21 protein-coding genes and 1 pseudogene are annotated in these 25,127 nt (G+C 46.1%); 6 read left to right on the plus strand and 16 right to left on the minus strand.

The window, feature by feature from the left end; genetic code table 11:
• Nucleotides 1–17: 17 nt before the first annotated feature.
• Together AC4IFB_RS12595 and AC4IFB_RS12600 are read right to left on the minus strand one after the other, a co-directional pair.
• A complete protein-coding gene (locus tag AC4IFB_RS12595; RefSeq protein WP_490776685.1) occupies nt 18–1,592 on the minus strand; it encodes a cytochrome C in 1,575 nt (524 codons plus the stop codon).
• A gap of 33 nt (nt 1,593–1,625) precedes the next feature.
• Nucleotides 1,626–2,537 (minus strand): hypothetical protein, encoded by a 912-nt coding sequence (locus tag AC4IFB_RS12600; protein WP_490776686.1) that lies wholly within the window; start codon nt 2,535–2,537, stop codon nt 1,626–1,628.
• Between the two features lie 282 nt (nt 2,538–2,819).
• On the opposite strand from AC4IFB_RS12600, the gene AC4IFB_RS12605 reads away from it, so the two are divergent.
• A complete protein-coding gene (locus tag AC4IFB_RS12605) occupies nt 2,820–4,139 on the plus strand; it encodes an NAD(P)-binding domain-containing protein (protein ID WP_490776687.1) in 1,320 nt (439 codons plus the stop codon).
• Nucleotides 4,126–6,174: an ankyrin repeat domain-containing protein gene (locus AC4IFB_RS12610; RefSeq protein ID WP_490780347.1), complete on the plus strand. Its 2,049-nt coding sequence runs from the start codon at nt 4,126–4,128 to the stop codon at nt 6,172–6,174. Before AC4IFB_RS12605 ends, AC4IFB_RS12610 begins: the two co-directional genes overlap by 14 nt.
• A 437-nt stretch (nt 6,175–6,611) precedes the next feature.
• Here the strand turns inward: AC4IFB_RS12610 and cas2e are convergent, their stop codons facing one another.
• The 10 genes and pseudogenes from cas2e to ald form a co-directional block, all read right to left on the minus strand.
• Complete coding sequence (gene cas2e, locus AC4IFB_RS12615) at nt 6,612–6,866, minus strand: type I-E CRISPR-associated endoribonuclease Cas2e (protein ID WP_490776689.1); 255 nt, start codon at nt 6,864–6,866, stop codon at nt 6,612–6,614.
• Nucleotides 6,838–7,029 (minus strand): annotated as a pseudogene (locus AC4IFB_RS12620) (type I-E CRISPR-associated endonuclease Cas1e); the annotation flags it as partial. The pseudogene AC4IFB_RS12620 and the gene cas2e, both read right to left, overlap by 29 nt.
• A 20-nt stretch (nt 7,030–7,049) precedes the next feature.
• Nucleotides 7,050–7,235: a hypothetical protein gene (locus tag AC4IFB_RS12625; RefSeq protein WP_490780348.1), complete on the minus strand. Its 186-nt coding sequence runs from the start codon at nt 7,233–7,235 to the stop codon at nt 7,050–7,052.
• A gap of 13 nt (nt 7,236–7,248) precedes the next feature.
• Complete coding sequence (locus tag AC4IFB_RS12630; protein ID WP_490780349.1) at nt 7,249–7,608, minus strand: KilA-N domain-containing protein; 360 nt, start codon at nt 7,606–7,608, stop codon at nt 7,249–7,251.
• A 1-nt stretch (nt 7,609) separates the two neighbouring features.
• Complete coding sequence (gene cas6e / locus AC4IFB_RS12635) at nt 7,610–7,822, minus strand: type I-E CRISPR-associated protein Cas6/Cse3/CasE (RefSeq protein ID WP_490780350.1); 213 nt, start codon at nt 7,820–7,822, stop codon at nt 7,610–7,612.
• Nucleotide 7,823: 1 nt separating this feature from the next.
• Nucleotides 7,824–7,925 (minus strand): HD domain-containing protein, encoded by a 102-nt coding sequence (locus AC4IFB_RS12640; RefSeq protein WP_490780351.1) that lies wholly within the window; start codon nt 7,923–7,925, stop codon nt 7,824–7,826.
• A 488-nt stretch (nt 7,926–8,413) separates the two neighbouring features.
• Nucleotides 8,414–9,742: a replication-associated recombination protein A gene (locus tag AC4IFB_RS12645; protein WP_490780352.1), complete on the minus strand. Its 1,329-nt coding sequence runs from the start codon at nt 9,740–9,742 to the stop codon at nt 8,414–8,416.
• Nucleotides 9,739–10,365 (minus strand): outer membrane lipoprotein periplasmic chaperone LolA, encoded by a 627-nt coding sequence (gene lolA, locus AC4IFB_RS12650; protein WP_490780353.1) that lies wholly within the window; start codon nt 10,363–10,365, stop codon nt 9,739–9,741. Before lolA ends, AC4IFB_RS12645 begins: the two co-directional genes overlap by 4 nt.
• Nucleotides 10,366–10,387: 22 nt before the next feature.
• Nucleotides 10,388–12,631 carry a DNA translocase FtsK gene (locus AC4IFB_RS12655; protein ID WP_490780450.1) on the minus strand — a complete coding sequence of 748 codons (2,244 nt, stop codon included), beginning with the start codon at nt 12,629–12,631 and terminating at the stop codon, nt 10,388–10,390.
• A gap of 247 nt (nt 12,632–12,878) precedes the next feature.
• Complete coding sequence (gene ald, locus AC4IFB_RS12660; protein ID WP_490780354.1) at nt 12,879–13,943, minus strand: alanine dehydrogenase; 1,065 nt, start codon at nt 13,941–13,943, stop codon at nt 12,879–12,881.
• Between the two features lie 178 nt (nt 13,944–14,121).
• Here ald and trxB point away from each other — a divergent pair, with 178 nt between their 5' ends.
• Nucleotides 14,122–15,087 carry a thioredoxin-disulfide reductase gene (gene trxB / locus AC4IFB_RS12665; protein WP_490776697.1) on the plus strand — a complete coding sequence of 322 codons (966 nt, stop codon included), beginning with the start codon at nt 14,122–14,124 and terminating at the stop codon, nt 15,085–15,087.
• 84 nt (nt 15,088–15,171) lie between these two features.
• Here the strand turns inward: trxB and AC4IFB_RS12670 are convergent, their stop codons facing one another.
• Nucleotides 15,172–15,840, minus strand: coding sequence for a flagellar brake protein (locus AC4IFB_RS12670; RefSeq protein ID WP_490776698.1), 669 nt, complete (start codon nt 15,838–15,840; stop codon nt 15,172–15,174).
• Nucleotides 15,841–16,047: 207 nt separating this feature from the next.
• Here AC4IFB_RS12670 and aat point away from each other — a divergent pair, with 207 nt between their 5' ends.
• Nucleotides 16,048–16,758, plus strand: coding sequence for a leucyl/phenylalanyl-tRNA--protein transferase (gene aat / locus AC4IFB_RS12675; RefSeq protein WP_490776699.1), 711 nt, complete (start codon nt 16,048–16,050; stop codon nt 16,756–16,758).
• On the plus strand, nt 16,752–17,516 hold the full coding sequence (locus AC4IFB_RS12680) for an arginyltransferase (protein ID WP_490776700.1): 765 nt from the start codon (nt 16,752–16,754) through the stop codon (nt 17,514–17,516). Before aat ends, AC4IFB_RS12680 begins: the two co-directional genes overlap by 7 nt.
• Before the next feature lie 428 nt (nt 17,517–17,944).
• Here the strand turns inward: AC4IFB_RS12680 and AC4IFB_RS12685 are convergent, their stop codons facing one another.
• On the minus strand, nt 17,945–18,199 hold the full coding sequence (locus AC4IFB_RS12685) for a carbon storage regulator (RefSeq protein WP_490776701.1): 255 nt from the start codon (nt 18,197–18,199) through the stop codon (nt 17,945–17,947).
• A 1,383-nt stretch (nt 18,200–19,582) separates the two neighbouring features.
• Here AC4IFB_RS12685 and AC4IFB_RS12690 point away from each other — a divergent pair.
• A complete protein-coding gene (locus tag AC4IFB_RS12690; RefSeq protein ID WP_490780355.1) occupies nt 19,583–20,494 on the plus strand; it encodes a crotonase/enoyl-CoA hydratase family protein in 912 nt (303 codons plus the stop codon).
• On the opposite strand, the gene AC4IFB_RS12695 is transcribed toward AC4IFB_RS12690, so the two are convergent.
• Nucleotides 20,477–22,975 carry an ATP-binding protein gene (locus tag AC4IFB_RS12695; protein ID WP_490780356.1) on the minus strand — a complete coding sequence of 833 codons (2,499 nt, stop codon included), beginning with the start codon at nt 22,973–22,975 and terminating at the stop codon, nt 20,477–20,479. The two genes, AC4IFB_RS12690 and AC4IFB_RS12695, sit on opposite strands and share 18 nt — an antisense overlap.
• A 266-nt stretch (nt 22,976–23,241) precedes the next feature.
• Nucleotides 23,242–24,951: a B12-binding domain-containing radical SAM protein gene (locus tag AC4IFB_RS12700; protein WP_490780357.1), complete on the minus strand. Its 1,710-nt coding sequence runs from the start codon at nt 24,949–24,951 to the stop codon at nt 23,242–23,244.
• Nucleotides 24,952–25,127 lie beyond the last annotated feature (176 nt).

The following is a 25,127-nucleotide window of genomic DNA, read 5'->3' on the forward strand; positions in this document are numbered from 1 at the left end:
CTTCCGTTCAGTCTAAATCAGCGAATTTCCGGGTTTTCGAAAGTTTCAGTTGTATGGCAACGATCACAATGGCGTCCAAAGCCACCGCGATGTATATCATCCCCTCGATGACAGCCGTAACAGTGATTTGCCGATTGCTTATGCTCATTCAAATCGGCACGATGACAGGCATGACAAAAGACCTCACCGTGTTTTCCATCCAGTGGAAATTCTGTCTGTTCGTCGTGATCGAAGGTCCACAACATCCAGGCGTTGGGGTTATGACAATCACCACACAGATCACCCATTTTTCCTTCATGGGTGTCATCTTTTTCATGGCAGGACAGGCAGTCGATCTCTGTCTCAGGAAACACCGCGTTGAGATGACAGGACTCACAGGCGGTAACACTATGAATCCCTATCAGTGGGAAGCGTGTAATGTCATGTTCAAAAAAGAGCTTTTCAGTCCAGCCCTTTTCATTGTGACAGTAACCGCAATCCTCACCCAGATCACCTTTATGCATATCTATCGCCCGATGACAGGTAATACAATCAGCATCCTTTAGGTCATCCATAGCTGCCGCTCGATGACAAGCATGGCAGCTTAGATCTTTGTGCTTTCCATTGAGTTCGAATTCGGCATCTTTTCCATGATCGAATTTAACTTTTGTCCAGCTGGAAGCACGATGACAGTCCTGACATTTCTTACCATTACGTCCCTTGTGATCATCATCTTTCTCATGACAAGCAAAGCAACTCTTTGAAGGTTTCTTTTCGAAGGGGCCACGTGTGTGGCAGGTGTCGCAAGGGACATCTTTATGGCGACCCTCCAGAGCAAACTCCGTATCGGCTCGGTGATCAAAAGTCAGCTCCTTCCACTCTTCCGTACCATGACATTTGGCACATACCTTACCGTAGCGACCATTGTGTCTGTCATTGATCAAGTGACAACCAATACACTCCTTAGGTGTATTCTTGTAGTGATCATCGGCATGACAGAGTTTGCAGTCGAGATCAATATGTTTACCGGTTAATGGATAGTCCGTATCGAGGTCATGATCAAAATCCTGCTTTTTCCAGCCTTTTTCGTTATGGCACTTATCGCACTCTTCGCCAAGCTTACCGTGATGCGTATCGTCTGATTCGTGACAATCGAAACAGATTGATGAGGCTTGACTATATTTTTTCAGGTCCTCGGTATGACAGAGTTGACAGGCCAGCACTTGATGTCTTCCACGAAGCTCGAAATCAGTCTGTTTGTGATCAAATGATTCCGTATCAAGATTGATAATATCTCTGTCTCTGCCCTCATGCTCCGTGTGGCACTGCTTACAGTTAGACGATCGCTTTTTTTCGAGTTTGCCATGTAACCCAGTGCCCTGCTCGACATCCTTAGCAATATCCTCATGGTCGTGACATGAGAGACAGCGTTCAACCTGGTCGGCCTTCTTCAGGGTTTCATGACAGCTTTCGCATTTCTCTTCAAACTCGGCATGACCTTCGATTACCGGGCCCGGCATCAACAAAAGATCTAATTTTCCTGCATGACTTTGAGATATCGCTACGAATATCAGTAACAGCAGGCAAGTGACTTGACAGCCAAATCGGTACATAACGAATTTACTGGAGAACCGCTTGCTTAGTGATTAGTAGGCATGCACAGCATAGACATGCACAAAACCGGTAATCACCATCATGATGAACAGGGGCATATGCAGTAGATGCCAGATCGCAAAAAGCCTTTCATAGAAATGTAGCTCCTGAACCTGACGAAGAATAGAGCGATGAGTTAATAACATATTTCTAATGCGCAGCTGTTTGCGGCGGACTTTTGCCTTGCTCCACCCCTTTCTATGACCTGCAGCCAAAAGCTTCTTGTTCAGGGAACGCATTACAGTGGGATAGAGTCTGGCTGATGTATAGCGCATTTTCAGCCAGTGTCTGGCACTGCTGAAAGTCCCAGATGGTGCACTCATCACATCTTTTTCATACTGCTTCATCAGCTCGTGAGCCTTGGGCTGCAGTTCGAAGAGACGCCCTAATTTCTTCTTCAATATTTCTGAATCAGCGTGCAAGGAGGCGAAAGTCGCTTTTTTACCATACAAACCGTAATGGATTCGGGTGTAAAAATAACGGCCAAACAACCCGCTTATTGCCACAATCAGCATACTGTAGAGCGCAACCTGACCATTCATTGAACCAATATGGAAACTGGAGTGCATCATGATCAAGACAGGGCCCATGACACCAAAAACCATATGTAATCTGAACCAGAACTTGACTGTTAGCCATTTGGACATGAAATGAAGTCGCTTACGCATCGGATAGAGCAGTAGTAACAACATCATGCTACCGCCTACGATACCGAGCCAATAGCCCCAGCCAGACTCAGCAGTCCATACGGCTTGTGTATGGTTAAGCCACCCCATATAGAGCAACAACAGGGAAAACAGAGTAAAGCCCAGGGTTGTAATCAGGCCTGCTCTACGTTGCCACGCGGAGAAAAAGCTATCCAATGGTGTCTCATTGACACTATTTGTAAGAGCTGCAGTTTCCATCGACATCACCTATCATATTGGTATTAATTTCAAATATTTAAGTTTTATTAACTATTTTTATTGAGAATGAGAACTGTAATCAGCATTATCTCCACACCACGCCCCTATGATATATTGGGACAAATTTCCCATCCATGAAGAACTTCACAAAAACCAACTTCAGATACAATTATGTTTTCGGCAGAAACCTCAGGGATTGAAATATGTGTGTACAATTTAGGCTGAAATTCCCAGAAACTGTGAAAGGCATCACTTTTTAACCCATCGAGAAGCGATTTAGTAATGCAGTACAGCTTAGATTTTTACCTCATCTACCTGATACCCATACTTTTGGTATGGGCTATATACATTGCGCATAGCAAACGGAAAAGTAAAAAAAATCTTGAGCTCAAAACAGAAGAGTTTGAGGCTGGTCTGACTGAACCGGCCTCTCTTCATCCGTTGATTGATCCAGCGAAATGCATGGGCTGCGGTACTTGCGTGAAAGCCTGCCCAGAACAAGCGAACCACCCTGTATTGGGATTGATTGACAACAAAGCGGAACTGATCGCCCCAACCAACTGCATCGGCCATGGTGCCTGTAAAACCGCCTGCCCCTTCGATGCAATTACCCTGGTATTCGGCACAGAGAGAAGAGGTGTTGATATACCTGTACTACAACCTAATTTCGAAACCAGCATGCCAGGAATATTCATAGCTGGAGAATTAGGCGGTATGGGTTTGATCAGAAACGCCATTGAGCAGGGTTACAAGGCGATGGATCATATCATTGAGACGCTGAAAAAAGAGGATGCTGCTCCAGTTGATTTAGTCATAGTCGGAGCAGGTCCGGCTGGTTTTTGTGCCTCATTGAGAGCCATGGAGAAGAAAATAAAGTATAAGACCGTCGAACAGGAGTCCCTGGGCGGTACAGTCTTCCAGTTCCCCAGAGGTAAGTTGGTTATGACAGCTCCGGTGAAGCTACCCTTCGTCGGTGAGGTTAAATTTACTGAAACAACCAAGGAGAAACTGCTCGAATTCTGGCAGGATGTCGAGAAGAAAACAGGTGTAGAGATCAGTTATCATGAACGGGTGGAAAAGATCACCGCCAATGAAAAAGGTGGTTATGATGTCAAAACAAGTAAGGACACCTACCATACCCAAGCGGTACTGCTGACTATCGGCAGACGTGGCACACCAAGAAAGTTGGGGGTACCAGGAGAAGAGTTGAGTAAAGTCACTTATCGCCTGATCGATCCAGAACAGTATAAGAACCAGCATGTACTGATCGTAGGTGGAGGTGACAGCGCCCTTGAAGCTGCAACCAGTATTGCTGATGAAGATGGTACAACGGTTACCCTATCCTATCGCAGCGGCGCTTTTAGCCGAGCCAAGAAGAAAAATCGGGAAAAGGTGGATCAAGCGGCCAGTACTGGAAAAATCAATCTACTTCTAAGTACCAATGTCACTGGATTCACTGAAGACAAAGTCACCATCGACAAAGGTGGAGAGAAGATTGAAATTCCTAACGACGCTGCCATTATCTGTGCTGGCGGCATCTTGCCAACTGGCTTTCTCAAAGAGACCGGCATTAATGTGGAAACCAAACATGGAACAGCCTAGATCTAATAGAGTCATCAGAAGAGTGGCACTGGTACTGAGTCTGGTTACATCTGTATTGATCATACCTTTTCCAGCATCATCTGTTGAACATGATGAAGCGGAAGCAGCCATCCGTGTCAGGGATTTTAAATCTGCTGCAGATATCTATAAACAACTGGCTGAGCAAGGCGATGCAGAGGCTCAATTTGCTCTTGGCGGACTCTATCGTGGCGGACGTGGTGTTAAAAAGGACTATGCCCAGGCACTTCAATGGTATTTAAAGGCAGCCAACCAAGACCATATCGAAGCACAGTACACAACAGGAACCATGTATGAAAATGGTTGGGGCGTAAAAGCCAATACTGATCTGGCAAATGAGTGGTATGACAAAGCAGCAATTCAAGGTCATCGACTCGCCAAAAAGAAGATTGAGCATCTCGCCACCTCATCTCCCGTCACTGGATTGAGCGAAGAGCAGGCAGCCGCATTTTTGAATCGAGCAGCAGCAGCGGGAAAAACTGAGACTTTAAAACGCATACTCTCCTCCGGGATCTCTCCTGACACCCGGGATGAGTACAGCCGTAGCGCACTTCATGAAGCCTCTATCAACGGACGCACAGATGCGGTGGAGGTTTTACTCGCTGCTGGTGCAAATCCAAATACCAGTGATAGTCTGGGTGACACACCACTCCATTCTGCATCAGGTCTTGGATATGCAAAGATAGTAAACAGTTTAATCAAAGCTGGGGCCAAACTGGAGACCCTGGATGCCAATGAGAATACGGCATTATTGATTGCTGCTGGCAGAAAACATCTCAAGGTTGTCAATGAATTGCTTCGAGCTGGCGCCAAGGTCAATGCGAAGAATCGCAAGAAACAAACTTCATTGGATGTCGCTCAACTGAGAAACTACAAAGCTGTTGCCAGAAAACTGAAGGCTGCAGGTGGTATCGCTACCCAGACACGCAATAAGACCTCAGACTTCCCGGATCTTGCCAAAATCAGCGCCTCTATAATGCCCACGATGAGTAATCCTGACGATGAGAAGAATCCATTCGCAGGTTGGAGCACACTGCATCTCGCTGCCTGGAGAGGCCAGTTACCCTTGGTTGAAGCTCTACTCAAACAAGGTGAAGAGATTGATACCTTGGATTCTGAGGGCTTGTCACCCTTAAGTCGATCCGTTTGGCAGGGACATGAAGAAGTTATTACCCGCCTGCTTGAACAAGGTGCAGAGACTAACCTGGCAGCACCAGGCAGCCCTACCCCTTTATTGATAGCCAGCCGTGAAAACAACATAAAAGTTGTTACCCAATTGATTGGGCATGGTGCAAAGGTGAATGTATCAGCCAAGCATGGTGTAACCCCACTTCATTTAGCGATCGAACATCAAAACCTTCAACTTGCCAAGCTGCTGATTGAGCAGAATGCCCAGTTATCCAAAGCCACTGATGATGGCATCACAGCGCTTATCCTGGCCGTCCTAAAAGAGCAACCAGAAATCGTCAAGCTACTGCTTACCGAGGGAGCCTCTCCCGATCAAGCAGACAACAAAGGACGAACACCGCTCTATCACGCCATCGACGTTGGCAATAAAGATATTTTTCATCTTCTACTGAATAAAGGTGCAAAGGTCAGTCTACAGGCTAAGGATGGATTGACCCCGATGATGCGAGCTGCTGCTTTTGGCCATGCAGATCTGGTTGAAGTTCTGGTGAAGCAGGTGCAATACATCGACCGTTTAAGTGAAAATGGAAACACCGCGTTGATGTTAGCAGCAAGAAGTGGGTCCCTGAAGACATTGAATATTCTTTTGCGTTACTCCGAACACATGGAGCATCGAAATAATGCGGGAAACAGCGCGCTAATGTTAGCTGCCGAGGAAGGCCATCTAGCAGTAGTTAAACGTTTACTCGAGATGAAAGCCAATGCCCATCACCTGAACCTGAGGCGGGAGAGCGCTACTGATCTTGCAAAACGGGGTAATCATGATGAAGTTGCAGAGTATATCGAGGCGAACAAGGGAAGTGGTGGTCTACTCGATTTTATGCGTTGATTGTGAAGCAGGCCAAAAGAATTCTGAAAAGTACTGGTTCATACACCAAGCAAAATCATAGATCGAATAAGTGCAGCGCCATTTGACAATCACCAAAAGAAACCCGATGGCATTGCGCTTATCCAGTCTACATTACTTCTACCCTACTCCATCATCTGTAAGCGCTCCAATTTATCCCCATGTCTGAGGGGAACACTATCGTAGGGTGGGGCCATGCCCCACCAAAAAGGGTTCATCCCCACACCTGTGGGGAACACCTCAAATATCATTTGGTACTCTAAACTCATCGCGGTTCATCCCCACACCTGAGGGGAACATTCTTAACGTAAGTAGTTATGCCACCGAGGAATTTTTGGCACAAAATATTCTACCAAGGCACCAGGTATAAAATACAGGGGACCACCCCCTATAATGTATCCAAAATGTTAAAGAACGAGCTACTCCTCTATTGGCAGAAATGACACCAAACGCAAGCCATCCATTTCAACTGGTATCCGTCGATTCTTACCCATGGTCTGGAAATCAAACCCGGATTCGGTATTTGTCGCCCAGGCCATGACAATGTTGCCATCTTCTACATCCACTTCCATATATTGCCATAGTGTTTCCCGAACCCTTTTCGAAACATCACCAATATAAACCCCCGCGCGAATATCCAGCAGCCATACCACCAGCTGACAGCACTTCTTCAATCGATGGAATCAGCTTCTTCAACAGCCGGGTTTCACGAAAGATATCTCGACAAGCATGCCGAACCATCTTATCGGGATTGGTTGGGCTACGCGCAGCAATCTTAAAAGCAACCGGAACCACTGTATCGAATTTAAAAAGGTCGGCAATATCGTAAACAAATGACACGGCATAAAGGCCATACATTACTCTTCCATCCCCAGCCGGGGAGTTGTTCTATTCTCAACCAGTATCTTCATTTGACTGATTGCCAGTCTATTCAGACTAACCACCCGCTCTGACTGGCTCAAATCCTCCTCAATGAAATGAGCGTTCATGGATTCCAGGTTGGCCAGACACACCAACTGATGCACGTTGGCATGATCACGCATGTTGCCTTTGAGTTTAGGATTTGCATCCCGCCACTGCTTTGCTGTGATACCAAACAGGGCAACATGCGGCTGTTTTTTCGATCCATTGCTTGGGTGTCAGAGTAAAACTGTTCAGACCTGCCTGTTTTCTAAAGTCATCGAATTCGATGACTTTAAAATCCGGGTTATTGAGTTTTTCCCAAATACCAAGAAATTCAATAGTGTTACGGTTTCTCAACCAATTCCCGATGATGACACCCGCTCTCTCAGAATGTTTATATTTTGCAATATCAGTAATACAGATATATTCAAAACTGTTTTTAGTATCTGTGGCAATATCCTGGTCTAGAACCTGAAGTTTTGGTTTCATTACTCCTCCTTGAGAAATATTCATATCAAACAGCAGCCAGTGACAGCATTCCGCAACCGAATGCTTTGGTCGGGCCGATACCTTGCTGTAATAATGACTTAAAAGCAGATGGATTCTTCACATGCAAAACACCCTTGAAAGCATAAGGTTGAATTTTTCCCGGCTTGCTTCCCTTGCGAAAATTTAACGTCAACTGTTTTTCAATATCCACGATGCTTACCAAGGCAGCACCATCCAACTTATGCCGCCACATCCAAACAATGATAAGGCAACAAATGGTAGCTATCGTCTTTTCTCGAAGCCTTACCCCAATATTTGAAATATTGCTTAGTCTGTTCCACCCCGTCGCTACTCCCTGTTGAATAAACCCCACCTTATTCATCTATTAATAAATACAGATTGAATGAACTCTTACATGTCAGGTTATGGCTTTAGGTTATACACTACCAAATCCAGTGACTCATTAGATGAGCCTGCAGAAATAATTTTACGACAAGAGTGCTATTACTACTTTATTTCTCATTGATTGGAGAATACATAATCTGGATGGATAAGAAGAATCCGAGGTAAGAATGGGCTACCTTGGATTTACAAACAGAATAATAATCGGGCTAATATGAGGCTTTTGGGCTTTTGGTGGGGCATGGCCCCACCCTACCAATGTGCAATATTTATTGACTTCTATTTGAAATAGAGCCGTAGGGCGAATAAGCGCTACACATCCGATCTACAATACTCTCCCTGTTGTGCTGAGGCTCCCTTTTTCTCCCGGACTTTTTTATCTTTCCTTTCATCTGTTTTTACCATTTGGAGAGCACTAGAAGTACGATTAATCCTTACTTGCTTCTAAATCCAACTTTCGCAGAAACTCAAGTTTTTCACCGATCTTGATCTCCATACCCCGATCCACAGGATAGTAATATTGACGGCCTTCCAGTGCCTCTGGCATATAGTTCTCTCCTGCGGCATAGGCATGGGGTTCATCGTGGGCATACCGATAAGCTTTACCGTAATCCAGTGTCTTCATTAGCTTGGTCGGTGCATTACGCAGCGCCAGGGGTACTTCAAGAGATCCTGATGTTTTCGCATCGGCCTGTGCTGCCTTCCACGCCATGTAGACCGCATTACTCTTTGGTGCACAGGCCATATAGGCTACCGCCTGGGCAATTGCCAGTTCACCTTCCGGGCTACCAAGTCGTTGCTGAACATCCCAACCATTCAGCGCTAATTGTAAGGCTCTTGGATCGGCGTTACCGATATCCTCAGATGCCATTCTGACTACTCGACGAGCGACATAGAGGGGATCACAGCCACCATCTATCATCCGTGCCAGCCAATATAGTGCAGCGTCGGGTGCAGAACCTCTGACCGATTTATGCAAAGCAGATATCTGATCATAGAAAGCCTCTCCCCCTTTATCGAATCGTCGCAGAGTTCCACTGGCCACCTCTGCAACGACCTCCTCTCCAATCTCTTCTGTTTCGGTTAAATCCGCAGCAATCTCAAGCAGATTCAAGGCGCGCCTGGCATCACCATCTGCTGCATCGGCAATCAGCTTTCTGGCTTGGCTATTAATCGTGAGCGCCCTCTCGCCTAGCCCTTGCTGTTTATCCTGCAGAGCCTGATCAATAATCTCTTCAATCTCATTTATTGATAAGGCTTTAAGTACATAGGTGCGTGCCCTGGAGAGCAGAGCATTATTCAATTCAAAGGAGGGGTTCTCTGTAGTCGCACCAATAAATACCACAGTACCGTTTTCAACATGTGGCAGAAAGGCATCTTGCTGAGATTTGTTAAAACGGTGTACTTCATCGATAAACAGTACAGTGGGACGCTGTTCCTGTTGCTTGATCAATCTCGCCTGCTCTACAGCAGCACGAATCTCTTTTACACCGGACAATACCGCAGAAAGACTTAGAAAATGTGCACCTGAATGGTCGGCAATCAAACCTGCCAATGTTGTTTTGCCTGTGCCTGGTGGACCCCAGAAAATCATAGAGTGCAGGCGATCTTCCTCTATTGCGAGTCGTAGCGGTTTGTTTTCAGATATAACGTGATTCTGACCAACGAATGCCGCCAGACTGCGAGGACGCATACGGTCCGCCAGTGGACGAAACTCCCCACCCTCTGCTTGGGCAAAGAGATCCTGGCTGCTCATAGATCGCCGATCAGGTCGATAAGCGGGGGTGGCTCAAATTCAAACAAGGAGTCACTCAACTCAGGGTTTCTAAGCATGTTATCGAAAAAGAATCGTGTCACCTGTCCGAAATTATCAAACATCTCCATACGCTCAAGACTATTGCCATTGAGGGCCAAACGGACACTGGAAAACTGTGCCTCTTTATCTTTAGGAATCAGTTCAAGCCAGGTCAGGTCACCCTCATCACCAAGCTCATTGATATTAAAATGTTGGCTAATCGGCCCGAGATCGCTTAACAATTGAGCTGGTGTACCTTTCAAAACCGCATCCTGGCTACGATGGGAGACCTGTTCCAATTCAATATCGTGCAACCAGACTCGATCTCCATCGGCAACGATCAACTGTTGGCTGGGTGTCTGATACTCCCAGCGCAACTGTCCAGGTCGTTTTAGATAAAACACACCATTACTGCCGAATACCTGATCATAGTCCGGTTGTTGAAGAGTCTGACGAAAGTCTGCCTTCAGAGTTATCAGATCCTGTAAGAAAGTTTCAAGTTGCTGAATACCTTTGCCTGCCCAGATCGGTTGGGAGAAACAGGTGACAACAATCAGTAGCAATGCACTCAGGCGCATCCTCATTAATTACTCCGTCTTAATAGACTCAATCTTTTGGCGGTGGCGGAGCCAATACTGTGCGGGTGCCATTGTTTTCTGCAGGACCGACAACACCAGTGCGTTCCATCTCTTCAATCATTCGGGCCGCACGGTTATAACCAATTTTCAGTCGACGCTGTACACCGGATATCGACGCCCTACGTGTTTCGGTCACAATCTGGACAGCCTCGTCATAAAGAGGATCTGAGTTTTCAGTGTCTCCACTTTCTGCGGGAAAACCGGGAACTGACTCCGTTGCTTCTTGCAGAATCTCTTCCAGATAATCGGGTTGTCCAGCCGCCTTCAGATGCTTCACCACCCGATGCACTTCATTGTCATCGACAAAGGCACCATGCATACGCTGAGGTATGTTACTGCCTGTCCCCATGTAGAGCATGTCACCATGACCAAGCAGATGCTCTGCACCCATCTGATCGAGTATCGTCCGAGAATCAACCCTCGATGAGACCTGGAAGGCGATTCTGGTAGGTATGTTTGCTTTGATCAGACCGGTTATCACATCAACCGAAGGGCGCTGTGTAGCCAATATCAGGTGAATACCTGAGGCCCTGGCCTTTTGCGCCAATCTTGCAATTAACTCCTCCACCTTCTTTCTCGCCATCATCATCATATCGGCAAGCTCGTCGATAATGACCACAATGTACGGGAGAGGTTCCAGAGTGGGATGGGCCATCGCTTCAATAATCTCTGTAGGCTCCGGCTGAAATAGAGGATCTTTTATCGGCTCGCCTTTTTTGATCGCATCTTTCACCTTACGATTATAGCCAGTAATATTTCTTACTCCGAGACTGGCCATTAGTCGATATCGACGCTCCATCTCTCCAACACACCAGCGCAAGGCATTTGCCGCCTCCTGCATATCGGTGACTACCGGGGTCAATAGATGGGGAATCCCCTCATAAACCGAAAGCTCCAGCATCTTCGGATCGACCATGATCATGCGCACTTCGTCTGGCTTTGCCTTATAAAGCAAACTGAGAATCATGGCATTGATTGCCACTGACTTACCGGAACCGGTGGTTCCTGCTATCAGGGCATGGGGCATTTTCCCAAGATCGGCACACATGGGATTGCCAGAAATATCCTTACCCAATGCCAAGGTGAGCGGTGACTTAGACTGCTCATAAGTCTCAGACTGCAATACTTCACTGAGAAAGACCATTTCGCGATATTCATTCGGTATCTCGAGCCCGATCACTGACTTACCCGGTATCACTTCAACGACACGCACAGCAACCGTTGAGAGGGCGCGAGCAAGATCTTTGGATAAACCGCTTATTTTGCTGACCTTGGTGCCCGCTGCCAGTGATATTTCATACAGTGTGACTACCGGTCCGGGATGAACTGCAACCACCTGGACCTCAATATCAAAATCAGCAAACTTCAACTCTACCTGACGCGACATTGCCTGGAGTGCTTCCTGTGAATAGGCCTGTACGGTCTGTTTAGCTGGATCAAGCAACGCCAAGGGAGGGAGTTCGCTATTGGGATCTGCCTCAAACAATGGAACCTGCCGCTCTTTTTCAACCCGCTCACTGGGCTTGGGCGCATTGATAACCGGCTCAATTCTTAATTGCTTGCGTGATTTATCCTTTTTTTGCTCTTTTTTGATCAGATCAACACGCTCTTGTCTAGCCTGTTTCGCTGCATGACGCTCTTTCCAGGCTAATGTGACACTTTGGAGTTTGTGGGTAACCCTCAGCACCAGCCCTCCGAGAAAATCCATAACTGTGAACCAGGAGACCCCGGTAAAAAGAGTAAATCCACTGAGAAACAACGCCAGCATCAACAAGCTGCTGCCTGAACGGCTGAAAGCAGCCTCAAAATGTCCACCAAGCAGGGTTCCAAGTGCGCCACCTGTACCTGTTGGTAGATGATTCACCAGGTGGTTCGTATGCAGTGCGGCCAAAGCACAACCGGATGCCAGGGTTATGAAAAATCCCAACCAGCGCACCAATACCAGATTCATATTCACTGAATCATCGGGATTGCGACGACGGAAGACCAACACTGCACTCCAGCTGAGCATGATAGGAAACAGATAGGCAAAAATGCCAAACAGGTATAGAAATACATCTGCAAACCATGCACCAGCAGGGCCACCTGAATTAATGACCTTGGACTCTGACCCGGTATAAGACCAACCTGGATCGAGGGGGGAATAGCTGAATAACGAAAGCAGCAGGTAACCACTTAGGCAGAACAGACTCCACATGACACCCTCTCTCATGGCATGACTGACATGAGTTTGAAAGGCACTTTGTGCAGGTGTTTGTTGGCTCTTCGCCTGTGTCGCCATAGTTTCGTCTCAACCTTCAGGAGTACCCTCTCGGGTCGTTTCTGAAACAATCTCCTGGAAAATATACTGTACTCTGGGATCTAACTCAGCGGTGTTGATCCCAGGCTGTGAAATATATTGTGATAATATCAATTATCTTTTCTAAATTATATAGTTACATATAATTGTTACTCTGATTTCAGAGGTATTGTTCACGTAATACTGGATGGACCAACTCTCCATCTTCGAGGTTAACAGCAGCAGCCAATCGGGAATCTTTTCGCCAATCAGCCATCACCAGCCTGTTCAAATAGGGCATCATCGATGCTGACAGTGCCTGGCTGGCACTTCTCGGGACAGCCCCTGGCATGTTAGTAACGCAGAAGTGGGTGACACCTTCAACTGTATATATCGGATTTTCATAAGTTGTTGGTCGTGTTGTCTCAATACATCCACCCTGATCGACTGAGATATCCACCACCACACTACCAGGCTCCATTGTCGTGATCTGATCTCGACTAATGACTTTCGGCGCTTTTGCTCCTGGAATCAAAACTGCACCAATTAAAAGGTCAGCGCTCGCCACTGCCTCACTCACCGCATCCTTATAAGGATATAGGGTTGTCACATTTTTCCCCATCTCCCGTCGCACACCCATGCGCTCACGCAGACGATCGAATACGGTCACCCTGGCCCCCATCGCTGCCGCCAAAGCTGCGGCATTGCCTCCGGCCTGACCACCACCGAGAATCACCACATGTCCTGGTTCCGCAGCAGGTAGACCACCAAGCAACAGCCCCTTGCCGCCATGTTGGTGATGTAACAGTGTTGTACCATTTTGCACTGCAAGACGTCCGGCAATATCACTCATTGGTGCTAAAATAGGCAGACCTCCCCCCTCTTCCACTGTTTCAAATGCGATCCCGGTAACCCCTGATTCCAGCAACCGTCGGGTCAAGGATTCATCTGCGGCAAGATGCAAAAAACAGAACAGTAGCTGCCCCGCTCTAAGCATTTCGGGCTCATCGCCATAGGGCTCTTTGACTTTGACCACCAGTTCCGCATGGTGGTAAATCTCTGAGGCACCTTCGACAATCGTCGCACCACCATTAATGTAAGCCTGATCCGGATAGCCACTTGCCACCCCTGCACCACTTTGCAGAATCACCTCATGGCCAGCACCTACAAGCTCTGAACAGGCATCAGGCACCAGACCGACTCGCCCCTCCAGGGGTTTAATTTCTGTTGGGATACCAATTTTCATAGGCTAAATCTCATGGTGATTCTTTACCCAGGGGGTATGATTCCGTAGTATTCCCGCATTCTTTATTTAAGACTTGAACGCGGGTCACCGATTTCATGACTCTAAGTTCCTCAAGTCTCAGAAATTTTCATGGTCTGCCCCTTAATAACCGGGCACATTCCGAGTGGAGTAAGTATACATGAGCGAAACCAAGCATTGCCGCCTCTTGATCCTCGGTTCAGGCCCTGCCGGCTATACGGCAGCAGTCTACGCCGCACGTGCCAACCTGGAGCCTGTTCTGGTCACAGGCATGGAACAGGGTGGACAATTAATGACCACAACTGAGGTTGACAACTGGCCTGGCGACAACGAAGGGGTTCAGGGTCCAGATCTCATGGAGCGTATGCGTCAACACGCTGAGCGTTTTAATACTGAAATCATTTTTGACCATATAAATAAAGCGGAATTGGGCCAGCGCCCATTCCGCCTGACAGGTGATCAAGCTGTCTATACCTGTGACGCTTTGATCATCTGCACAGGCGCATCAGCAAAATATCTTGGCCTCGAATCGGAGCAGGCTTTCCGTGGTCGCGGCGTGTCTGCTTGTGCTACCTGCGATGGTTTTTTCTATAAAAAACAAAAGGTAGCAGTAATTGGCGGCGGTAATACAGCTGTGGAAGAAGCCCTTTATCTATCCAATATTGCCTCTGAAGTGGTGGTGGTACATCGTCGAGATCAGTTCCGTTCTGAGAAGATCCTTTCAGATCACCTGAAGAAAAAAGCTGAAGAAGCCAATGTAACCATCGAATGGGATCATGTACTCGATGAAGTGTTGGGTGATCAATCAGGGGTCACAGGGATGAGAATAAAAAATGTCAAAGATGACTCTACCAAAGAGATCGACTTGCAAGGGGTTTTTATCGCGATTGGCCATAGTCCGAACACCGCTCTGTTTGAAGGTCAGTTGGAAATGAACAATGGTTATTTGAAGGTTGCTGGTGGTCTTGAAGGCAATGCCACAGAGACCTCCATCTCAGGTATCTATGCTGCTGGTGACGTCATGGATCACGTCTATCGCCAGGCTATCACCTCTGCGGGTACCGGCTGCCAGGCCGCACTCGATGCCGAACGCTTCCTGGATGCACTCGAAGCAAAATCCGAATAGTCCCCACTATCAATTCAGCTACTCCTGGTTTCTTTCTAAGGAAACCAGGAGATCAAACCCTGTTTGAATCGAACTGCAATCTGCTCATCCGCGTTCGCGAGCGATACTCCCAAGCACATAGGAGCAGAGTATCAATTGCTGAAATCTGTTAAGCCCTCGAAACTCCAATCCATGTGAATAGCGTATACTTCCATCCAGGGCAGCGGTCTCCCGAATATTCCTTATCACTGCCAACACCTTCAGAACATCACTTCCGCCACATACCGAGAGCGTCTGACTGACATGTATCACTGAGCCAACTGCACCTAGCTCCTTAGTGTCTATCACCCTGGCACCTGTACTGCTGATATCGGAAATAATAACCTTCCGTTGCAAATCCTCCCCAGATCCCCCTTGGGGCTTGATTACGATAGCTGGTAGTTCAGTCGGTACCCGAGGGGCATTTCTGACAACTGCACTTTCGACATCATCGGGATAGGCCAGGTGGATGTGGGGATAGGGTTTTGAGGAGACATGGAGCACTCGAGCAACGAAACCGAAAATATTACTACCTTGAAGCATTCTTACAGTAAAACTCTGGCCGTCACGGATAATAATCGGATTACCACCCTTTCTTGGTGTAGTAATCACCAGGCTTTGGCCGGGTAAAAAACCAACAAGGGTAGCTGAAAAACGATCCTGGATTTCAGAAGGTGGTGCAAACTGTAACTGCAATACATCACCAATTTGCAGGTGTTTGACAGCGTCGGACAATTCAATACTCCAATCTAAAATTCATAATAACAGGTCAGGATAGATATAATGGTTAGCCAAAATTTCTTAGTTACATACAATAGGCTCTATCCAGAATATCCCAACATTTTACATTAACCATGCATCTAACCGGTAAATAATGTGGATTTTTTATTGATGGTGCAAGTGCCTGTTATGATTATATAAAACATTAGATGCAAACAAACCATGATTTTTTTACTAGACGACAATCCGAATACCCCTTTCCCGGATGTCTCCCTGGCCGAAAAAGAGCCTGACGGATTACTCGCTGTTGGAGGTGACCTGACACCTCAGCGGCTTATCCAGGCCTATCAGCTGGGAATCTTTCCCTGGTTCTCAGAGGGAGAACCTATACTCTGGTGGTCCCCTGATCCCAGAACGGTGCTCTATCCAGAAAAGCTTAAAATCAGTCGTAGTCTGCGCAAAACTCTTCGCAATAATGGCTATAGTGTATCCTTTGACCAAAGGTTTGTTGATGTCATCAATGAATGTGCAGCACCGAGAGATGACTCGCCTGGTACCTGGCTTGTGCCTGAAATGATCGATGCCTATTGCACGCAACACAAACTGGGGCTTGCCCATTCAGTTGAGGTTTGGCAGGACAATACTCTTGTGGGTGGTTTATATGGCATGGCAATAGGCCGCGTCTTTTTCGGGGAGTCGATGTTCAGCCGAGCCAGTAATGGTTCAAAGGTTGCACTGGTCTATCTTAGCCATCAACTTAAAGCGTGGGGATTTAAAATGATCGACTGCCAGGTTTACACAAGACATTTGGCAAGTTTGGGTGCAGAAGAGATTCCAAGAAAACAGTTTTGCCAGGATCTCTATAGCTGGACTCGACTCGATGGCCAGGTGGGTAGCTGGTCTGATATTGAGCCCGTATTCAAGCCATGCTAGATAATCCTGGCTTTACACAAGAAGATGCCTATGCGCTCTATATGAGCCAGGTGCATGATTGCTCCTATCTACCTGGGGAAGAAGCGAGAAACCTGTTTCTAGACCCTATGGCCAAGGTGACTCCAGAACTCTATCAACAGTTGATTGACAGAGGATTCAGACGCAGTGGCTGTTATCTCTACCAACCAGCTTGCCCACAATGCAACGGGTGTGTCTCTCTAAGAATCCCGGCTAACAGCTATAAACCATCCCGTAGTCAGCGTAGAAACTGGAAAAGCAATGCAAGTCAGTTCCAGGTATCAGTATTAGACTCAAGTTTTAGCGAAGAGCACTATCAACTCTATAAACGTTATCTTCTGAATAGGCACCCTGATGGCGCAATGGCATGCAACAGTCCGGGTCAATATACACAGTTTTTAACCTGTGATTGGGCTGAAACTCAATTTATTGAATTCAAAAAATCAGGACAATTGGCAGCTGTTGCAGTCAGTGACCAATTACTTCAAGGCACCTCATCTGTATACACCTTTTATGATCCTGATTTTACGCAGGAGGGCCTTGGTGTATTTGCCTTAATCTGGCAGATATACAATGCGAGGGAGAGAGGACTGGATTGGGTCTATCCAGGATTCTGGATAGAGGCATGCGCGAAAATGAGTTATAAATCCCGTTTTCGTCCTTTTGAGGCATGGACAGGTCAACAGTGGATCAGTCACACAACTGTTAGCGAGCCTGATAGACAACCTATAGATAAATAATGGCAGCGCTGTCATCCACTGCCTCAAAATAATTTATTAACCTGGCGATCAAATAGTTCACCAGCTGAAGTTCTCCTGTTTACAACAAGAGATCAAAACCTGCCGTTTAAGAGATTGCATGGCCATCTTCACGGATAACGTCATACCATAGGTTAACCGTATGGTCGTAGTATTATTCTGATCGGCTGAAAGCTGTTAAAAAACGTCACCCACATAGAGCAGAAATACCCATCTCCATTAAGGATCCTCTGATCAATTCTGGATCGAGAATAAGGTGAGATGAAAGGTTCTGGTTTAAGGCGAAAAGCGCGCTTGATAGTCCGCTATTGAGAAGCTTTTTAACACAAAACCAGAGCCTTTCAGCTACCAGATACCGATTCACAAATTGATCAGAGGCTCCTAAAACTAATGGAGATGAATTTCCAGAACTATTTCATATCTGTAACAAGCTTCTTTCGTCGTGGCTTATAGGTTACTTGTGGCTCTCTCTTTTTTGGTGACTTAGCTTCTGATTGTATTGATGGTGCACTCATGCGATGAGCAAGTTCTTCGCGTAAAATCAATACTTCAGCTGGCGCATCAATTCCAAATCTGACATTCCCATTATTGACACTTAATATCTTGAGTGTTACAGCCTCCCCGACTTGTAATGATTGATTCAAATGCCGAGTAAGTACCAGCATCAGCTACCTCCTTGAGCAATTATTTTTTTGATATCTCATTCCATCCATAACATGACAATCAACTGATCTATTAAATAACCAATATCTCTAAAATATATCAGACGATGACAACCTTAATCATACATCACTAATTCAGCATATCCAGTAAAGTCAATGTAATTATAGTTAATGTTTTAAGATCTATATTCGAATAAACAGCATATATTTTGATGAATTTTATTAGTGAAAGAAAAATTCATTGTTTAATTCCAAGACAGAGAAAAAGCATTTCACTTACTTGGTATATTAGTCCCAAAATATAGCTGATTTACTGGTTAATACGGATATAATTTTTATTATAAATTGAGTGGAGGAGTTACACGAATAATCGGCCCTACTTATTCAGTAAATATTCAAAATATGATAGTTACAAACATAAATTATTCAATAACGACATCACAATTATATTGAGTCTAAGTAAAATAGTTTTTAATGGTATCTCCTGCCTATACTTTCAGAGATTCATTTTCTACACAAGCTATAAATTATAGAGATACAGTTGTAAATCGCACTCTATCTACAGCTAACTTCTGAATATGCCTGAGCCCAATAGATAGTCGATCGAAAATTACAATTCAAGACATATCACAGCTTTTTTTAAGATTTACTGACTTCTCACAGATTGAATATTACGGCAATGATCCTAAAACATAATCAGTTAACCACGCCATTCTAATAGCAGGTTCCTGATTTAGTAGATAATAGCTTCGATGCAGATGGTCACCTATTGGGTGATTCACGCTACAACGTGAATTGCACCCTTATGGTGACGCATGGCATTGTTGCAACTCCTTGGAATGGCTGGCTATTCCGCATCGTTGCACACTGTGCCGGAATGCACATGTGTCGCTGGCTCATGGATGTGCAGGAGCGAACCTTACCCTGCACCACCACAAGCGCACACTCTACGCTGTCCAACTGTTCATTAGAATTCTACCTTGACTAATAATTATTACATTGTTCAATTAATAATTACTATTTTAGACTTGTACTGAAAATTTCCGGCCTGTTAATTTGCAATTTTTGTTTGAATAGTTTTTTTCATTGATCCAAACACTAATTTGAGTATGTGACCACGCTTTTATCCCTTCACATATTCAACATTCTAAGGCTTCAATTCACGATTCTTCGAAATTCTTGATCTAACCTACTACAAAGACTACCAGTTACTTCCTAAACTCTGTTAAGAAGTTCACCGACGATCACCGGCGCTTCGAAAACCTGTTAGTACTGTATAGATATCCAGTGATATGTTTTCATCTTAATGTGAGCAACAGCCGCAGTTCGCTGAAGATGTGTTCACAGGCTCATGTCTAATTACAACCGAATACCTAGAGGTACACTATGGACATTACAACTCTCTCCTCTCACATAAAACAGCCCACATTGCAACATGCCAGTCTTGAAATGCAAGAATCGATCAGATGCGCGATATTACGCATGACCCCATCTCCAAGACCCTGTTTCACACCAGAACTGCTTGAGGATATCAAATCCTTTCAGGCTTATATGGGACAACGTATTGCAGAAGATTATGCCAGCAAAAATCAGTCTGACTGGGATTATGTTGTACTCGCATCAAATGACAACTCGACTTTTAATCTAGGAGGAGATTTAGCCCTGTTTGTAGAGCTTATCGAAACCAAAGATCGAGAAACACTTATGAACTATGCTCGAGCCTGCATAGATGGTGCCTTTGGTTTCCACAGCCATCTGAATCAACCCGTAACCTCTATTGCCTTGGTTGAGGGCAATGCACAGGGCGGAGGTTTTGAGGCAGCCTTATCGTGCAACGTTATCATCGCAGAGCAAGGCACACATATGGGATTTCCGGAAGTACTATTTAATATGTTTCCAGGGATGGGAGCCTACAGCTTTTTATCACGAAAAGTCGGCCCCGGGTTAGCTGAGCGTTTGATCTATAGTGGCGACCTTTACAGTGCTGAAACACTTTATGAGCTTGGCGTAGTAGATGTACTGGCAGAGCGTGGTGCCGGAGTTGAGGCCTTGGCGAACTACGTTCGAACTGCTCAGCGTCGCACCAATGCAAACAAATTACTTCGTCACGTTCGACAAACCTATAATCGGGTGCCTTATGAAGAGCTGCTTTCGATTACCACTCAGTGGGTAGATGCAGCCCTCAGTCTAAAGCATAGTGAAATCAGTATAATGCAGCGACTGGTACGCGCTCAGAATAGACGCGCTAGAAAGCAATCTGAGGCTGTTGATTTACAACCGCTACGACAAGTGACTTGAGTCAGATACATCAGCAATCCGAGCCTGCAGGTTGCTCCGCACAGCACGATAAGCCGATTCGACAGGCGCCAAGGGGTCCATCGGGCCCCGGGGTGCTCCCTGCAGTATCTCCTGTTCCAACTCCCGGGCTCGTTGAGCCAATTGATAGGCCCCTAAACCTAAGGCAGCACCTTTGAGACCATGAGCAAAATCCGCCGCCTGAAACCACTCCCCCTTGTCAACCGCCTGCCTCAATTCTGACAAAAGAGATTCGGCATCCTGATAGAAATTATCGACTAACCCTACTATTCTCGGGCCGGTTCCCATTAACTCTGAAAGTTCCTTGAAGATCTCCTCGTCTATCAGTGCCTCTTGAGATTCATCCCCTATTTCTAAGATTGGATTAGCAACCTGTGACTCCCCCACACTAAGAGTTTGCTGCATCAACAGTTCCTGAACTACTGTCTGCAAGACTTGTCCCCGCAATGGCTTACTCAGATATTTTACACCCAGTGTCCGACAAGCGGCTTTCGCCTCATCACTGACATTTGCGGTAAGTAAAACAAATGGCATACTATTTCGATTGCCACTCATGTGACGAAACAGCTTGATAATGTCTAACCCTCCATGTCCCGGCATCATCATATCGACAATTGCCAAATCGAAATTTTGAACCTCAAGTACATCAAGCGCTGCTATACCATCATCAACCACCGTCACCTTGTGACCATCCTGTTCGAGAAAACTTCTAGTCACAAGCTGATTGGTTAAATTATCTTCTGCCACCAGAATCCGGCCTTTTTTGAACGCTTTTGCTGGGGCAGTGGGTTTCTCCTCTTGTTGCGGGGTTTGTTTGTCGAATGTTGCTGGCTGAAAACCATGCAATGATCTATAAAGCTGCTGTTTTTCCAATGGCAGGTTCAACGAACCTACATAACCTGCATCCTGAGGATTGAAGTTTAATTTGCTCATATCGGTGAGCAATAGCAGATCCCTGACCACCAACCCTGGATACTCTTCAATCAGTGTGGATGGATGCGGTAGAGCACGTGCATCCAGTAAGACGACAGACTCATCAATAGCCGCGGTCACACCCAGATCCACAGCACAGTCGATGCCCCACTCGCTAAACCATTCTCGTAACAGCCCTATCATCAACGCATCATGACTGATAACACGTACTCCAGAGGGAATATTGAGTAATGAAAACTGCTCAACCGTATCTTGCCGCTGACAATTGAGCAGCAGAGAAAAACAGCTACCTCGTCCTACTTCACTCTTAACAGAGAGGTCACCACCCATCAACTCTGTTAGCTGCTTCGCTATGCTCATGCCAAGCCCTGTACCACCAAAGCGCCTGGTTATCCCTTCATCTTCTTGTCGAAACGGCTCAAAAATATAGGCTTGAGCCGTTTCTGAAATACCAATCCCGCTATCAATCACTTCCAGTCGTAATCTGACTCTATTCTCTTCTACCTTCTCAGCAGAAACAGTTAATTCCACCCTGCCCTGTTGAGTGAATTTTACAGCGTTGCTGACCAAATTAACCAACACCTGGCGCAGGTGAAGCTCATCACCAATCAAAAGATACGGACAGTTAGGATCAATTTTTCGCTTTAGCAGTAGTTGTTTACTACTCGCAGCATATTCGAATAATCCCACCACACCATTGATCAATGCATGCAGATCAAACGGTGCATTTGTAAGGGTAATTCGCCCAGCTTCTATCTTGCTGATATCGAGTACATTCTCGATCAGGTGCATCAATGATGCTGCTGATGATTGCGCGCCATGAACCAATGAACTCTGCTTCTCTTCCAAAGGTGTGTTACTCAGTAACTCCAGCAATCCAACTACACCATTGATTGGTGTGCGTATTTCATGGCTCATATTGGCTAAAAACTGACTCTTAGCCTGATTAGCTGCTTCCGCTGCTGACAAAGCCCGGGATAACTTCGCTAAAAGCGAGGCAATATACATTGGCAATACTATTAACCCAATCCATAAACCCCAACCTGTCTTGGGGTCTGCATGCCAATCTTCATTGTATTGAAGTACTAAAAAAAAACCGACCGCAGCCATAGCTGTCGATGCTGCCAGATAGCGATTGCCGTATCTCAGACCATACCCGGAAGAGACCCAGAGATAGACAATATAGAGTGGCGTCATAATCTCCCCATAGTAGAAAAGGAGATAGGTAATCATGCCCATATCGCCAAACATGCAAACTACACGTCGAGGGATGGATATCCCTGGATTAACAAAGATTGCTGCAATCATTATCAGGGAGAAGGCAAGAAAAAGGGTGAGGATAGTCAGGCCATGAAAGGCTGACTCGGAAAGCCCGCCGAATATTGAAACGACTGCCAGGTAGAGCAGCACCAACAATACAATCGCAACCCGAACGAAAGACTGTTCATGCTCAGAGTCCGGCCTGTTTTCGAACCTGGCTTTTATTCGCTGTAGCAGCGTATGGCGTTGTACTTCATCATTGATATCCATGGCCATGAGCCTCGTTTATAGCAACTTATCAGGGCTCTCCGGGGCATTAGATTTCTTACCCAAACTCAAGAGAACGGCCTAACCTTTCAGAAAGCGTATTAGCCCATCTCCGGTTTTACACTTCCAATTCAACTACGATCAAATGAGCTGTGGGTGGGTTAATGCTTAACACTATCATAGCGCTTAAAATCTGTGAGATCGAATAACCGCCCCAAGTCAGCAATGCAATAATTTTCTGAGCCCAGCATAAAACCTAATAGTGGTTTTCAGGCATCAAGCTGAATAATCTCTACCGGCTTCCCCTTTTTATGCTGCCTTGGCCATAGTGCATAGTGACCTGCAGCAAAATTCTGCCCAGATTGTCTGTTTATCAGCAGCGCCCCCTCTGCAGTTAAACCGAGAATCGGCAACCGCCTGCGACTCCCCTGCACTGTAAACTGTTCACTCTCTACCAACCTGTCAGCGATCCATCTGGGCGTCTTACCGTTCACCAAGCTGAACTGAGAGTAATCCCAAAGCAACCACTCCTCTAGGTTTGGAGATCTTTCAAGATAGGGAGCGATGAAGTCACACAGGTAGCCAAAAAGGGAGTCAGGTTGCAGATTATCTCTTGCCAATCCATATCCTGATACTTCCAGCAGGCGATCCAGACAGAGGCTTAGACTATCTGAGAAACAAGATCTCACAAGACCGGCTAACGTGTTTCGCATCAAGCCGCTGTTATAGAGACGCTCTAGTAGCTCAGCATAGCGTTTAAATTGCGCTATCTCTTTGAATCCTAAAGAAGGGTTAGCTAGAACCTCATAGGGAGGCTGCGTATCCCAGCGATAACCCAAATGCCTAGCCTGAGTATGCAGGGGCGTCCCAGGCAACAACTTTAAAATACCCAATTGCAAGTGATCCGGAGAGAGTTTGAAAGTCTGATCCAGGGAACTGGCACACTGAATACTGCTCTCCCCTGGTAAGCCAACAATCAGGTCAAGATGAACAGGGTGCCGTCGCATCTCAATCAGTTGGCGAATATTCTCTAGCGCCTTAGTCACATCCATACGACGATCGATTCTGCTAAGCACATCGACATCCAGTGTCTGCAGGCCGATCTCAAATTGGAATTTCCCAGCATCCGCTTGACTAAAGATGGTCATTGCTTGCTCAGAGATACGGTCAGGATTAAGTTCAAGGTGGAAGCGTAACCCCGGTGGGGTATCAGCAAATCGTTTTAGTAGTTCTGTAGTTCGTTGTTTACCAAGATGAAAGCTACGATCTAGAAGCTTTATTGTTTTGTTCGACAACTGTTCGAGCACCTTCAGATCAGCTTCGACCCGCTCCATGGGAAATGCTCTAAGACGATCCGTTGCGCTGGTACAGAATGTACATTGATATGGACACCCTCTGGAGGTTTCCCAATAGATCAGAGATTTCCCCCCTTCAAATAATCCGTTTGAAAGGGTAGCGGGTATTTTCTCTACTGGAAGTAGCCGAATTGGGTTTTCGCGTATGAGACCTTGATCTCGGTAGACTAACCCTGAAACCGCCTCATAGGTACCATCACTCTGAAACAAAACCCTCATTAAACCTGAAAATGCCTCTTCCCCCTCCCCCGCTATAACAAAATCGAGCTCTGATATAGCCGAGAGTAACTCTACCCCCCTGGCCCCAGCTTCAGGCCCCCCAAACAAGATCCGCACATCTGGTAGTAACTGCTTGATTAGACGTGTTAAACGAATGCTGGCAGCTATATTCCAAAGATAGGTGGAAATTCCCAGGATTTGTGGCTCGTAGTCTACAAGTTGCTCTATTAAGGCCTGATGGCTGGTATTCACCAGGGTTTCAAACAGTTGCACCTGGTGAGGACAACTCCAGCTGTCGGCATAGGCCGCTATGGATTGAAGTGCCAGTGAGCTATGGCTATACCCAGCATGAAGCCCAACCAGAGCAACTTTGGGGAGGTTTTCAGTATGATTGTTATGTGACAATTTTTTGATCCATGCCGGGTGTAAGCAAGCGGGAGAGCCCCACTATGAGTTGGCTGAACCCTCAATCAGTTTACCTAAAGGATTCGAACCCAATGAAGTCGACCGACAACCACCACCTATTGCTAATTTGTTGAGATGTCAGTGTACACTTTCTCTACATACCTCTCACTATCACC

This window comes from Candidatus Thiodiazotropha sp. AKIB8 (assembly GCF_058244675.1).

Excerpts from the sequence above, each read along its gene's own strand:
- AC4IFB_RS12595 (WP_490776685.1), bottom strand. The coding sequence starts at position 1,592 with ATGTACCGATTTGGCTGTCAAGTCACTTGCCTGCTGTTACTGATATTC.
- AC4IFB_RS12655 (WP_490780450.1), bottom strand. The coding sequence starts at position 12,631 with ATGAGAGAGGGTGTCATGTGGAGTCTGTTCTGCCTAAGTGGTTACCTG.
- AC4IFB_RS12605 (WP_490776687.1), top strand. The coding sequence starts at position 2,820 with ATGCAGTACAGCTTAGATTTTTACCTCATCTACCTGATACCCATACTT.
- AC4IFB_RS12695 (WP_490780356.1), bottom strand. The coding sequence starts at position 22,975 with ATGGATATCAATGATGAAGTACAACGCCATACGCTGCTACAGCGAATA.
- AC4IFB_RS12600 (WP_490776686.1), bottom strand. The coding sequence starts at position 2,537 with ATGGAAACTGCAGCTCTTACAAATAGTGTCAATGAGACACCATTGGAT.
- AC4IFB_RS12680 (WP_490776700.1), top strand. The coding sequence starts at position 16,752 with ATGCTAGATAATCCTGGCTTTACACAAGAAGATGCCTATGCGCTCTAT.
- trxB (WP_490776697.1), top strand. The coding sequence starts at position 14,122 with ATGAGCGAAACCAAGCATTGCCGCCTCTTGATCCTCGGTTCAGGCCCT.
- AC4IFB_RS12630 (WP_490780349.1), bottom strand. The coding sequence starts at position 7,608 with ATGAATATTTCTCAAGGAGGAGTAATGAAACCAAAACTTCAGGTTCTA.
- AC4IFB_RS12625 (WP_490780348.1), bottom strand. The coding sequence starts at position 7,235 with ATGCGTGATCATGCCAACGTGCATCAGTTGGTGTGTCTGGCCAACCTG.
- AC4IFB_RS12690 (WP_490780355.1), top strand. The coding sequence starts at position 19,583 with ATGGACATTACAACTCTCTCCTCTCACATAAAACAGCCCACATTGCAA.
- lolA (WP_490780353.1), bottom strand. The coding sequence starts at position 10,365 with ATGAGGATGCGCCTGAGTGCATTGCTACTGATTGTTGTCACCTGTTTC.
- AC4IFB_RS12610 (WP_490780347.1), top strand. The coding sequence starts at position 4,126 with ATGGAACAGCCTAGATCTAATAGAGTCATCAGAAGAGTGGCACTGGTA.
- AC4IFB_RS12645 (WP_490780352.1), bottom strand. The coding sequence starts at position 9,742 with ATGAGCAGCCAGGATCTCTTTGCCCAAGCAGAGGGTGGGGAGTTTCGT.
- ald (WP_490780354.1), bottom strand. The coding sequence starts at position 13,943 with ATGAAAATTGGTATCCCAACAGAAATTAAACCCCTGGAGGGGCGAGTC.
- AC4IFB_RS12685 (WP_490776701.1), bottom strand. The coding sequence starts at position 18,199 with ATGCTGGTACTTACTCGGCATTTGAATCAATCATTACAAGTCGGGGAG.
- aat (WP_490776699.1), top strand. The coding sequence starts at position 16,048 with ATGATTTTTTTACTAGACGACAATCCGAATACCCCTTTCCCGGATGTC.